Genomic DNA, 12,194 nt, shown 5'->3' with positions numbered 1-12,194 from the left:
GAAACAAAAAGGCTGCCCTTTGGGACAGCCCCGCTCCGTTGGAGTATACTAGCCGGATTGTTCTTGTTTCCCTTCCTCGTAACCCATCTCATATGCTTCATTCATAACTTCCATCAACATATTCAAAGCAGGCTGTAGATCTTCCATTCCGAGGTCAATACCGTTTTCATCTAAAAAGGTCCGACCTTCCTGAACGTGTTTCATTGCAATCTCCATAAATTTCATATTCCGTTCCTGATCCATAGTGTCACCTCATACATTATGTAGTGTTCCGCCTCTTATTCAAGCATGCCTGCCGGCAGGCGTCAAGGGTGTTTATTGACCCGGCAGTTCCCCGGTATCTTTATAGTGATCGATTTCCCTTTCAAGCTCGTCTTTTACATCGTCGGGCACTGCCGGGCTGAAGCTACCCAACGAGATGGCCCCTTCTTTAAACCCATAGGAAATAGTACCATTTTTCAGCTCTCCTGATTGATATTGTTCTGCAATGTTTTGATACATTTTATCCACGTGTTGTACGGTACTTGTCAAAACGGTCGTTTCTCCTAAATCGGATTGATCCCCAATATAGCCTATGGCCTGAAGCCCCTGTGATTTTAATTCATTTATCACTTCGACATGAAATCCGTTTCCGGCAGGATAAATAATGTCCGCCTCTTGACTGGTCATGGATTCCTGGATCTTCAGCGCTTTGTCTTCATCATTCCAGCCGCCGACGCTGTCTTTCAAAACATTTATCGATTCTTTATTGTTTTCCGCTCCTTCAATAAAACCTTCTGTTTCCGGCTGCCATTCCTGCGCTGCAATCACCCCGATAGTATTCGTCTGAGTCATTTCACTGGACAGCCTGCCGGCAAAATATCCCATAGCATAACCCTCGAATTGGACAGCAGTAATATTGTCTCCCTCTGCCGCGCCGTTCAAACTGACAAAATGGAGGTCCGGGTAATCATCCTTTATCTTCATAAACATATCTGCAAATGTTTTTCCATGGCCAAACAGGAGCGTGACTCCGTTTTCCTGCATCCCCTGTACGGTCTCTTTTAATTTTCTCATATCGGCCACATTTTCTTCATATGTTACTTCCATTCCAAGCTCTGACTGAATATTGAGCAGCCCTTGATACCCCTTGCTGTTCCATCCCTGTTCATCTATCGTATTTTCCAGAAGAAGTGCAGCTTTCTCCTCTGAAGAGGCCGTGGAAACAGGATTATCACAACCTGTGACCAGTGTCATCATGATTATTGTGCTGCACACACCCCAAACTTTAAATCCTGCAAATACGTGAGCCATAACTACACTCCTTTGTCCCCTGTCCTAAACACTGTAACAGTACACTAGTATGAAGAAACAGCACAAGCTATGACTGCCTCCGCCGATACCACCATTCTACAGAGAATGCCGCGATAATCGCACACACTACGGTTACGCCGTCTCCTGCTTTCACCACATAACGGAGAATACTAAACGTTAGGATTAACACTACACAAAAAAGAAGAGCTCCCATATATAGAGATTTCATGTTCCACGCTCCTTTTCCTTTCACCGTAGTCCCTTACATTGTAGCGGAAACCATACTTTCTGACCAGAACGATTTTCACAATGTTTGCTCAACGCTCATGAAAAGCTGCTTTAACAGCATAGTATGCTGTCAAAGCAGCTTTTTTCACGAAAATATTTATTACTCTATGACAGAAGCGAGAATTGCTTTCTGCATATGAAGCCGGTTTTCCGCTTCATCGTATACAACAGAGTGGGCCCCGTCAATAATTTCCTCTGCCACTTCTTCCCCACGATGTGCAGGAAGACAGTGCATAAAAATGAAATCAGATTTCGCATAACTGCAAAGCGATTTATCAATTTGAAAGCCGGAAAATGCTTCTTCCCGTTTTGATTGTTCCTCTTCAAAGCCCATGCTGGCCCATACGTCTGTGTAAATGACATCCGCGTCCTGAACTGCTTCTTGCGGAGAATGGGTGAGGTCCAGCGAAGTCTTGTTGTTTTCCGCGGTTCTTTTAATTTCCTGCCATACTTTGTCAGATGGCTCATATCCTTTAGGTACAGCAATGGAAGCATTCATTCCTGCTTTTGCGCAAGCAATCAGAAAAGAATGGGCGACATTATTTCCATCTCCTACAAAAGCAGCCTTTCGTCCATTCAACTGCCCTTTGTGCTCTTTGATGGTTAATATATCAGCCAGCGCTTGACAAGGATGATACAAATCCGTGAGAGCGTTAATAACAGGCACATCTGCGTGTGTGGCAAGTTCTTCCACCGTTTCGTGGGAATTGGTTCTGATCATGATGGCATCTACGTAGCGGGACAAGACATTAGCTGTATCTTTTATCGGTTCTCCCCGGCCGATCTGCATATCGCGGGGACTTAAAAACAAGGCGTGCCCCCCCAGCTGGGTCATACCTGTTTCAAAGGAGACCCTCGTGCGGGTAGAGGCGTTTTCAAAAATCATCCCAAGCGATTTTCCCTGAAGCAGAGGATTTTTAATATTCTGCTTCTGTTCCTGTTTTAATTTCTCCGATAAATCAAGCAGCATTTGTATTTCTTCTGCTGTGAAATCCAGCAGTGTCAGCACATCTCTATTTTTCAACTCTCCAGAGGGCTGTGCGAAAGTATTATCGTCCATGATTTTATACTCCTTCATTTGCCGGGGCTTCTTGGAGCCATTCTTCTATTGCCCGCGGTTCTTTTAATGCACCTGTCATCGCTTCCACCATGACAGCAAATGTATTTGCATTCGTGATAATTGTTTTTCTCTGCTTTAAGGCTTCCTGCCGGTGTTCCCGCCCCGTTGAATAACCGGTTTTAGGCAGGCTTAAGAGCGCTGCTGCCTCAGGATGTTTTACCCATGTTGAAAAATCCATCTCTTCATACCATGGGTCATCCGAATCGGAGGAAACGATGGTGTATCCCATTTTTTCCAGCGATGTGAGGCTTTCCTTTACATGAGGACGTTGCGTTTCATTTATTTCACAATAAATGATTCCCTTCTTTTTGAATAACAGAGGTATTTGTGCCTCCGACCAGGCAAAAGCTTTTTTGCACGCTCCCTCTTTATCATACGCAATACTGATCAGTTCCCCAGTAGACTTCATCTCTGCTTCCAGAAGCGGATCCAGGCCTGGAAGCTTATCATTCGAAAATACCGGTGCCTTCACTGTATAAAATGGAGTTTCTTCCTTCAAACCGGCTGCTCCGCCGCTCCATTCTTTTAATGGCGTTCCAAGCAGCATCTCCACTGCTCCTTCCACCATGTGTACTCCTGTCACTTTCGAAAATATCGGCACCGTTCTAGAAGCACGCGGATTAATTTCAATAACATACAATGTATGGTTGTCATACACAAATTGAATATTAAATATCCCTTTAAAGTCCATCCCCCGTGCAATATTCTGCGCATATTCAACGAGTTGGCTCTTTACACCGGATTCTATGGAAAAAGGCGGAGTAACAGCCATCGAGTCGCCTGAATGAACACCGGCGGGCTCAACGTGTTCAAATATTCCTGGAATGAAGATATCATAACCATCTGTCAACACATCCACTTCCAGTTCCTTGCCAGGAATATAAGCATCTATCAAAATGGGATACGCTACGTTTTTATCCATATCCGAAAGATAGGATTTCAATTCCTGCTCTGTGGTATGAATGGCCATCCCCTGTCCGCCGATAACGTAAGAAGGACGAAGCAGCACTGGATAACCAATATCTTCCGCCTTTTGTAACACATCAGCCTGATCATATCCTGTGACTCCCGGAATGTGGGGGACTTCCACTTCCTTCATAAATTCATAAAAACGTCCTCTATCCTCCAGTATATCTATCGTATCCGAGGAGGTTCCCAAAATATTCCATCCCGCTTTTTCCAGTTCTGTCGTCAGCGAAATACCAGTTTGGCCGCCAAGCTGGACAATAATTCCGTCGACCTGTTCGGTATACGCTACATGCATCACATCTTCCTTTGTAAGTGGTTCAAAATAAAGATGGTCTGCCATTTCAAAGTCAGTGCTCACCGTTTCCGGATTGTTATTCATAATGACTGCTTCATAGCCGGCTTTCTTGACCTCCATGGCCCCGTGAACCGAACAGTAATCAAATTCAATTCCCTGGCCGATCCGGATTGGGCCTGATCCTACAATCAATAATTTAGGTTTCCCTGTATCTTCCTTCTCATCACTGTTGTTATACCAGCTCGAATAATAATATGGGGTCTCTGCCGTAAATTCTGCGGCACAGGTGTCCACCATATGGTAGGAAGGGAAAAGCCCCCATGCTTTCCGCTGTTCATAAATCTTTTCCGGTTCCATCTGCCACTGCTGAGCCAGCCAGTCATCTGTGAATCCAGCCTTTTTCCAAATGTGAAGTTGATCACTGGATACATTATCCCAATGTGCCTGCTGAATTTCTTTTTCAAGCTGAACCAGCTTCTCAAATGATTTTAAAAAGAATAAATCAATGGATGTTTTCTCGTGAAGCCCGAGCGGCGTTTCTCCTCTCCGAAGCAATTCCAGAATGATAAAGAAACGGCGGTCATCCTGCTGCCTGAGCATATCATATAAGGATTCAACCGATGCTTCGTCAAAACCAGGGATTTCCAACCCCTGTGTATGAATTTCGAGAGAGCGTACAGCTTTTTGTAAAGCTGCTTCCAAATTCCTTTCAATAGCCATTACTTCCCCGGTAGCTTTCATCTGCGTGCCCAGTTTTCTCTCCGCATGAACAAACTTGTCAAAGGGCCAGCGTGGAAATTTCACTACCACATAATCCAGCGCTGGTTCAAAGCTTGCATAGGTGTGGCCGGTCACAGGATTTAACAGTTCATGAAGATGATAACCAATACTTAACTTAGCAGCCATACGTGCAATTGGGTAGCCGGTAGCTTTAGAAGCAAGGGCGGAGGACCGGCTGACCCGCGGGTTCACTTCGATCAAATAGTATTTTTTGCTATCAGGGTCGAGTGCAAATTGTATGTTGCAGCCACCAACGATACCAAGCGCACGGATCACTTTCAGAGAGGCGGCCCGGAGCATTTGGTACTCAACATCCGTTAATGTCTGCGAGGGAGCAACCACAATGGAATCTCCAGTATGGATGCCGACCGGATCAATGTTTTCCATGTTACACACCGTGATACATGTATCATTAGCGTCTCTCATGACCTCGTATTCTACTTCTTTAAAACCGGCAATACTTTTTTCAACCAGACATTGATTAATAGGACTGGCATCCAGCCCTCCCGCAATAATATAGCGGAGTTCTTCTTCATGATGGGCGATTCCGCCTCCTCCGCCTCCAAGGGTGTACGCGGGGCGGATGATGATAGGATAGCCCGTTTTTGCTGCAAAATCCAGCGCTTCCTCTTCTTTTTCTACAATTTCGCTTTCGGGTACCGGCTCTCCCAGCTCATGCATCAGCGCCCGGAATGCTTCACGGTCTTCCCCCTGCTTAATCGATTCCACCGGTGTTCCAAGCAGTTCCACTCCATATTTATTCAAAATATCGTGGTCATCCAGAGAAAAGGCCAGATTCAACCCGGTCTGTCCTCCAAGCGTTGCAAGAATTCCATCGGGTTTTTCTTTTTGTATTACCTTTTCCACCGATTCGATGCTCAGTGGTTCAAAGTATACTTTATCGGCACAGGCTTCATCAGTCATAACCGTAGCCGGGTTATTGTTCATCAATACGACTTCCATGCCTTCCTCCCGGAGGGCAAGGCAGGCCTGTGTGCCGGAATAGTCAAATTCTGCCGCCTGTCCAATGATGATCGGCCCGGAACCGATCACCAGGACCTTTTGTATGGTTGTGTCTTTAGGCATAGGTTTTCTCTCTCCCTTTATTCTTCAGTTGTTCCAAAAATTGATCAAATATCTCTTCGCTGTCGGCAGGGCCGGGATGAGCTTCCGGATGAAACTGGACAGTCGTGATATCGTGTGTCATATGAGATAAGCCCTCAATGGATTGATCATTGATGTTTTTATATTGAATCGTAAATTCACCGGCGGGCAGACTGTCTTCTTTGACAACGTAGCTGTGATTCTGGGATGTCATAAATACTCTGTTGGAATGTGTATCCTGAACCGGCTGATTGGCTCCGCGATGGCCGAAACGAAGTTTTTCTGTATCTCCACCATAGGCGAGGGCAAGCAGCTGATGCCCAAGACAAATCCCGAGGGAAGGATACGTTTGCGACAGTCTGCGGTACCGCTGCAGGAGAGGAGTAAGCTGTTTTGGATTACCTGGACCGTTTGAAAACAACAGGCCATCCGGCTTTAATGCAGCTATTTCTTCCTCTTCGGCGTCATAAGGCACAACCGTGACCTTGCAGCCTTTTTCATTCAGCCGGCGGACCATAGACTGCTTATAGCCGAAATCAAGCAGCACAATGTGTTCCTCTCCGTTCCCGCTCGCGGCCGGCTCTTTTACAGCGACTTCATCAATCAGCATCTGTTCCCCGATTGGTTCATATTCCCTCACGTTGACCTGGGAAGGAGAGGCAGTCAGCACGGCTCCCATATCTCCTTTTTCCCGTATGCTTTTTACCAGGGAACGTGTATCAATACCGGTAATAAGAGGAATCCCTGCTTTTTCCGCCGCTTCTTTAATTGTCTGTTTTGCTTCATAATGAAAAACTTCCGGTGCCGCTTCGCTGATTACCAGACCAGCGGGCTGGGGATGCACACTTTCATAATCGGTCTCATTCCAGCCGTAGTTTCCAATGAGAGGATAGGTGAACACCACAATCTGCCCATGAAAGGAAGGATCCGTCATCACTTCCTGATAACCCGTCATTCCAGTAAAAAATACAATTTCTCCATAGACATCTTCCTGGCTGGCTGCATTTATTGTTCCTTCAAACACTTCTTCATTTTCTAATTTTATATATCCTTTCATAACCATTGTTCCTCCTCATTTGCTGCATATAAAGTGAAACTTCCATCAGCAGGAATATTGTTCTCCGTATGAAGAAAGCACATCATCGAGCTGCATGTTTGTATGAGTCATGTCGTGAAGTTCGTTATCTCCTGCCTGCAGGGTGGAAGCCGATAATTAGCTGCCTAAGAAAGCAGCACTTCTTTGAGCTTTTGTACCCCTCCGGATAATGTTTCTTCGTCCATGGTCAGGGGAGGGAGCATACGGATGACGTTTGGTCCGGCAGCGATAACAAGCATTCCTTTATCCCGCAGTTTCTTCATTTTATCCGCGGCCGGCTCCGTTAATTCTACACCTGCCATCATCCCCATTCCCCGTACCTCTTTTACGATAGAAAGGGAGGTTAATTCCTGATTAAGTTCATTCAAAAATCGTTCTCCTTTGAAGGCGGCAGCTTCCACCCATCCTTCATGAAGCAGGGTTTCCAGGGTTGATTTGGCTGCTGCCATTGCCAAAGGATTTCCGCCAAACGTCGTGCCATGGCTCCCCGGACCAAACGACTCCCGTAAAAACTCTCGGCCGATCATCGCTCCCAGCGGAAAACCATTTCCAAGTGCTTTAGCAGCTGTAATGATATCCGGGTGGATGCCGCTGTGTTCATAGGCAAAAAACTTTCCTGTCCGTCCAATCCCTGTTTGAATTTCATCACAGATCAACAGAGCACCAGTTTGTTTGGCCGCTTGTTCTGCTGCTCGTAAAAACTCATGATCAGCCGGACGGACACCGCCTTCTCCCTGAACCACTTCCAGAATCACTGCGGCGGTGTCATTATCTACAGCCTTCTCCAGTTCATTCACGTCATTGTAAGGGTGGTATTCAAACCCTTCCAGCATAGGTCCGAAACCTTCATGAATTCCAGTCTGTCCCGTTGCGGCCATGCTGCCAAAAGTTCTGCCGTGAAAAGACTGGACAAAGCTGATGATCTTAGGCCGTCCCGTGTGTTTTCTTGCGAGCTTGATAGCTGCCTCATTTGCTTCTGCCCCGCTGTTGGCAAAAAATACAAGATCGCCGCAGGAATGCGATGTTAATAAACGAGCCGTTTCTTTCTGTTCGTCATATTGAAAAAAATTAGAAGCATGCCATCCTTTATAGAGCTGTTTTTCTACAGCTTTTACAACGGCTGGATGGGCATGACCAAGATTGTTCACACCAATTCCTGCCATAAAATCTGTATACCTTTTTCCGTTTTTATCGGTAATGGTCACTCCTTCTGCTTTATCAAACGTAATATCCCACCTTTTGTACGTGGGAAACAATTCCTCTTTTGTATGAACATCTTTCGCCGTCTGTTCCATGGCTGCTTCCTCCTTAAAAATAACGATTAAATATTTCAGCTTCCGGCGGATGCTTTTTCTTTTATAATGGATGTACCTTTTAAAGTGCCATCTGTTTTTTTATTTTTTCCGTTCCCATTTGCGATCGTTACTTTTTGGATATTGCCGGTCAAACTGTTCAGTGCCGCTTTCACTTTTGGTATCATCCCACCGTAGATCACGCCGCTGCCCATATATTGGTTGATCACAGAGGAAGTGAGCTTTTCTTCTAAGCGGCCGTCCTTTAAAATGCCATCTACATCTGTTACAAACACCAGCTCCTCTGCTTCTGCTGCCTGCGCCACGGCTGATGCTGCCGTATCGGCATTTACATTCAGGCGGCCATGCTCGTCATTTTCTGCAATAGGTGCGATGACCGGAATAATTCCTTGCTGCAGCTGCTCTTCCAAAAACTCGGTATTAACCTTATCCACTTCCCCGACGAGGCCGAGTTTTTCGATATCAATTGGAGAAGCCTTTAATAAATGATGTTTTGCTCCGCTAAAGCCGGAAGCCGGGGCGCCGACTTTGTTTAAAGAAGTGACAAGCGTACTGTTTACTTCCCCCGTTAATACCGTTTCTACAGCGTGTAATACTTCCGCTGTTGTTTTGCGGAGGCCGTCAACAAATTCGGTTTCTACTTCGCCTTCCTCCAGCGCACGATTTATCGCAGGACCGCCTCCATGAACGATAATAGGATGCCTGCCTTTTTTCTTCATCGCGGCAATTCCTTCAAAAAACTCAGAAGTTAACTTTGTCAGTGTAGACCCGCCGCATTTAATGACAACTACATGTTCCATTCTGGACTTCCCCTCTTCCTTGATTTATGTGCGATAGCCGGCGTTAATCCTGACATACTCATAGGTAAGATCGCATCCCCAGGCTTTTCCGGTGCCGCTGCCGCTATGCAGATCAACGTTAATCGTTATATCATCCTGCTCCAGGTAAGCTTTAGCTTCCTCTTCAGAAAACGGGGCCGGTTTACTGTTTTTAAGTGTTGTTATTGACCCAAGAGAAATATCAATGGCGGCCGGGTCAAGATCTATTCCGCTGTAGCCAAGCGCCACAATAATCCGCCCCCAGTTGGCATCCGTTCCATATATTGCTGTTTTCACGAGATCGGAGCCTACGATCTGTTTCGCTGCCATAGCAGCTTCTTCATTACTTTTGGCCCCGTTCACTTTAACTTCTACAAGCTTTGTCGCCCCTTCTCCGTCCCGGGCAATTTTCTTTGCCAGTTCTTCACAGGTGGACTGCAGCGTTTGAACGAAAGTATCCCATTCCGGGTGTTCAGGATGCAGACTATCATTCCCAGCATGACCGCTTGCCATCACAACAACAGTATCATTCGTGGATGTATCTCCATCCACCGTAATGCAGTTAAAGGTCTTATTGGTGACTTCAGACAAGGCCTGCTGCAAATATTCCGGTTCGATGACCGCATCCGTGGTAATAAAGCTGAGCATGGTGGCCATGTTAGGATGAATCATCCCGGAACCTTTTGCCGCCCCGCCGAATGTGACCCGTTTTTCGTTAACGGTTGTTTGAAAACAAGCATGTTTTTTTACTTTATCCGTTGTCATGATTGCTTCATTAAACTGATCGGCATCTTTAAAAGCCGGCATGGGACAGAGTGCTTTGATGCCGGGAATAATTTTTTCCATGTTGAGGCGTTCTCCAATAACGCCGGTCGAATTTACAGCAACATGGTGCTTTGGCACTCCAAACACTTCAGCAGCCGTATCGCGCATTTTATAGGCATCTTCGAGTCCTTCTTCCCCGGTACATGCATTCGCATTCCCGCTGTTGATTACGACAGCGCGCAGCTTTCCTTCTTCAGCAATGCTTTCCTGTGTCACTTGCAGGGGAGCGGCCTGAATTTTGTTCAATGTATAAACAGCCGCACTGGAAGCCGGCACATCACATAGAATTGCTCCGAGATCATTTCGTTTACGTTTCACTTCCGTATGAAGGCCTGCCGCTTTAAAACCAAGGGGGGTAATGATACTCCCTCCACTTATTTCCGTAATGTTATCGGTCTTGTGTAGTGTGCTCATGCTTCTCTCTCCCCTGTTCTTCAAATATCATTAATACTATGGATAAACCGGAATAAAATCCAGCCCTGTTTTTTCAGGCCAGCCAAACATAAGATTCATATTCTGGACGGCCTGGCCGGATGCGCCTTTCATTAGATTATCTATAACAGAAATAATGGTGACACGTCCTGTCCTTTCATCTGCGGTAAAGCCAATATCACAGTAGTTCGTTCCATATACTTCTTTTGTGAACGGAAACGTTTCTTTATGCCGAATTCTTACAAAAGGATCCTCTGTATAAGATTCATAATAGAGCTCCTCCACATCCCGGCTGTTCCAGCCTTTCTTCAGTGGTGCATACGTGACTGCCATTATTCCTCGTGTCATTGGCACAAGATGAGGAGTGAACGTTATAACCGCGTCCTGCTCCGCAGCCTCCTTCAATTCTTGTTCTATTTCAGGTGTGTGCTTATGTTGATTTACTTTATACACTTTAAAGTTATCATTCATTTCACTGAAATGAGTGATGGCAGAAGGAGAACGTCCTGCCCCTGTCGTTCCCGATTTCGCATCTATAATCAAGTCATCCGCATTCACGACACGATGCTTGACGAGAGGGAGTACGCCCAGAAGCGCTGCTGTGGCGTAACAGCCAGGGTTTGATAATAAAGACGTAGAAGGAATCTCTTGTTTATGCCATTCAGTTAAACCATATACAGCCTTCTGCAGCAGTGGTTCCGGGGCGCTCTCCCTTCCATACCATTCATTATAGGTATTCGGATCTTTTAAACGAAGATCCCCCGACAGGTCTATTACCTTCGTTTCTGACACGAGCTTTCCGCTCAGTTCTGCTGATACTCCCGGCGGCGTGGATAAAAAAACCACATCGTGCTCCTGCAGATGTTCCGGTTGGATGTCCCCAAGTGTCAGGTTCACTATTCCCGACACGTGTGGATAGCTTTCAGCCATTGTTTTTCCTTCCTGGGAAGAAGAAAACACGGCAATGCTTTCTATTTCAGGATGGCTGTGGAGCAATCGGATTAATTCGATTCCTCCATAACCAGTTGCACCGACTATCGCAGCTTTCATAAACTTGCACCTCGTTTTATCTTTATACATCCTCGTTATTTTTAATTATAAGTGTGAATATATATTAATGCAACTGTATTTTTATATTTTCTTGGATCAGATTTTAAATCTTCGTGGATAAATTGATATGAGCAACATTATTTATATCTATGCAATGATTTCACACCCATGAATACAACCGGTTCAATGTATGTATATACAATCCCCTGCAAATATCTGCAGGGGGGTATGCCATGTAAAAAACGCTCAGGATGAAAACCTGAACGTTTTTTATTCCAAAGCTTCCTCTATTTTTTCATAGGTGCGGTCTATCTGGTCCCCCCACAAATCATCTTCTTCAGAGGTTATCAAATCACCATTCTTGTCAAATACAGAATAACCCCGGACGGACATTTCTTCCCCCTTCATCTCTGCCTTTTCAATGACTTCCAAAGAGGGGTCAGACAACATCGTGAACGTAAAACTCTGTTGATTTTTCAGCTCCTGGTGAGCTTCGGGCGAATCATTACTGATGGTATAAATATCAGCATCCAGATCCTCGAACAACTCTATGTTTTCCTGCAGCTGCACGAGCTGCGACACACAATGGCTTCAGTCAACCCCTGTAAAATGAAAAAGAACGGTGGGCCGGTCTTTTTCTGCAAGGTTCATGTCCTCCCAGTTTTCATTTTCAAGAGTCATATCTGACTCCTCTTCTCCTCCGCCGCAGGCACTCAGTATAAAAAACGATACTGCTGCAAGAAGAAACAGAAAACAGGTGCTTGAAAACTGCTTCATTTTTCACCCTCCCTGTCGTTCAACATGTTTTCTA

General features: G+C 45.6%; 12 protein-coding genes. All 12 read right to left on the bottom strand.

Going from position 1 to position 12,194, the window contains the following annotated elements; all coding sequences use genetic code 11:
* Positions 1–48: 48 nt before the first annotated feature.
* On the bottom strand, positions 49–243 hold the full coding sequence (locus G475_RS0102705; protein ID WP_026699942.1) for a ComZ family protein: 195 nt from the start codon (positions 241–243) through the stop codon (positions 49–51).
* Between the two features lie 72 nt (positions 244–315).
* Complete coding sequence (locus G475_RS0102700; protein ID WP_051302108.1) at positions 316–1,293, bottom strand: BMP family ABC transporter substrate-binding protein; 978 nt, start codon at positions 1,291–1,293, stop codon at positions 316–318.
* A gap of 67 nt (positions 1,294–1,360) precedes the next feature.
* Entirely contained in the window at positions 1,361–1,522 is a 162-nt protein-coding gene (locus G475_RS27060) for a hypothetical protein (RefSeq protein ID WP_156911610.1), read from the bottom strand.
* 159 nt (positions 1,523–1,681) lie between these two features.
* Positions 1,682–2,641: an ornithine carbamoyltransferase gene (argF, locus tag G475_RS0102690; RefSeq protein ID WP_026699940.1), complete on the bottom strand. Its 960-nt coding sequence runs from the start codon at positions 2,639–2,641 to the stop codon at positions 1,682–1,684.
* 4 nt (positions 2,642–2,645) lie between these two features.
* The gene (locus tag G475_RS0102685; protein WP_026699939.1) at positions 2,646–5,831 is read right to left on the bottom strand and encodes a carbamoyl phosphate synthase large subunit; all 3,186 of its coding nucleotides are present in this window, start codon (positions 5,829–5,831) and stop codon (positions 2,646–2,648) included.
* Positions 5,824–6,906 (bottom strand): carbamoyl phosphate synthase small subunit, encoded by a 1,083-nt coding sequence (locus G475_RS0102680; protein ID WP_026699938.1) that lies wholly within the window; start codon positions 6,904–6,906, stop codon positions 5,824–5,826. Before G475_RS0102680 ends, G475_RS0102685 begins: the two co-directional genes overlap by 8 nt.
* Positions 6,907–7,070: 164 nt before the next feature.
* Positions 7,071–8,240, bottom strand: a complete 1,170-nt coding sequence (locus G475_RS0102675; RefSeq protein WP_051302106.1) for an acetylornithine transaminase — start codon at positions 8,238–8,240, stop codon at positions 7,071–7,073.
* A gap of 35 nt (positions 8,241–8,275) precedes the next feature.
* Entirely contained in the window at positions 8,276–9,058 is a 783-nt protein-coding gene (gene argB / locus G475_RS0102670) for an acetylglutamate kinase (protein ID WP_026699936.1), read from the bottom strand.
* A 24-nt stretch (positions 9,059–9,082) separates the two neighbouring features.
* The gene (argJ, locus tag G475_RS0102665) at positions 9,083–10,315 is read right to left on the bottom strand and encodes a bifunctional glutamate N-acetyltransferase/amino-acid acetyltransferase ArgJ (protein ID WP_026699935.1); all 1,233 of its coding nucleotides are present in this window, start codon (positions 10,313–10,315) and stop codon (positions 9,083–9,085) included.
* A gap of 36 nt (positions 10,316–10,351) precedes the next feature.
* On the bottom strand, positions 10,352–11,383 hold the full coding sequence (argC, locus tag G475_RS0102660; protein WP_026699934.1) for an N-acetyl-gamma-glutamyl-phosphate reductase: 1,032 nt from the start codon (positions 11,381–11,383) through the stop codon (positions 10,352–10,354).
* A 270-nt stretch (positions 11,384–11,653) separates the two neighbouring features.
* A complete protein-coding gene (locus G475_RS0102655) occupies positions 11,654–11,965 on the bottom strand; it encodes a redoxin domain-containing protein (protein ID WP_233275720.1) in 312 nt (103 codons plus the stop codon).
* A 9-nt stretch (positions 11,966–11,974) separates the two neighbouring features.
* On the bottom strand, positions 11,975–12,160 hold the full coding sequence (locus G475_RS0102650; protein ID WP_026699932.1) for a hypothetical protein: 186 nt from the start codon (positions 12,158–12,160) through the stop codon (positions 11,975–11,977).
* Positions 12,161–12,194: the final 34 nt, after the last annotated feature.

This window comes from Salibacterium aidingense DSM 18341 (assembly GCF_000429685.1).
Lineage (GTDB): Bacteria > Bacillota > Bacilli > Bacillales > Marinococcaceae > Salibacterium > Salibacterium aidingense.
Note: the sequence above shows the minus strand (reverse complement) of the source record. Positions and strands in the feature narration are given on the sequence as shown.

Coding starts and splice junctions, on each gene's coding strand:
- G475_RS0102650 (WP_026699932.1), bottom strand. CDS start 12,160: ATGAAGCAGTTTTCAAGCACCTGTTTTCTGTTTCTTCTTGCAGCAGTA.
- G475_RS0102705 (WP_026699942.1), bottom strand. CDS start 243: ATGGATCAGGAACGGAATATGAAATTTATGGAGATTGCAATGAAACAC.
- G475_RS0102675 (WP_051302106.1), bottom strand. CDS start 8,240: ATGGAACAGACGGCGAAAGATGTTCATACAAAAGAGGAATTGTTTCCC.
- G475_RS0102700 (WP_051302108.1), bottom strand. CDS start 1,293: ATGGCTCACGTATTTGCAGGATTTAAAGTTTGGGGTGTGTGCAGCACA.
- argB (WP_026699936.1), bottom strand. CDS start 9,058: ATGGAACATGTAGTTGTCATTAAATGCGGCGGGTCTACACTGACAAAG.
- argJ (WP_026699935.1), bottom strand. CDS start 10,315: ATGAGCACACTACACAAGACCGATAACATTACGGAAATAAGTGGAGGG.
- G475_RS0102685 (WP_026699939.1), bottom strand. CDS start 5,831: ATGCCTAAAGACACAACCATACAAAAGGTCCTGGTGATCGGTTCCGGG.
- argF (WP_026699940.1), bottom strand. CDS start 2,641: ATGGACGATAATACTTTCGCACAGCCCTCTGGAGAGTTGAAAAATAGA.
- argC (WP_026699934.1), bottom strand. CDS start 11,383: ATGAAAGCTGCGATAGTCGGTGCAACTGGTTATGGAGGAATCGAATTA.
- G475_RS0102680 (WP_026699938.1), bottom strand. CDS start 6,906: ATGAAAGGATATATAAAATTAGAAAATGAAGAAGTGTTTGAAGGAACA.
- G475_RS27060 (WP_156911610.1), bottom strand. CDS start 1,522: ATGAAATCTCTATATATGGGAGCTCTTCTTTTTTGTGTAGTGTTAATC.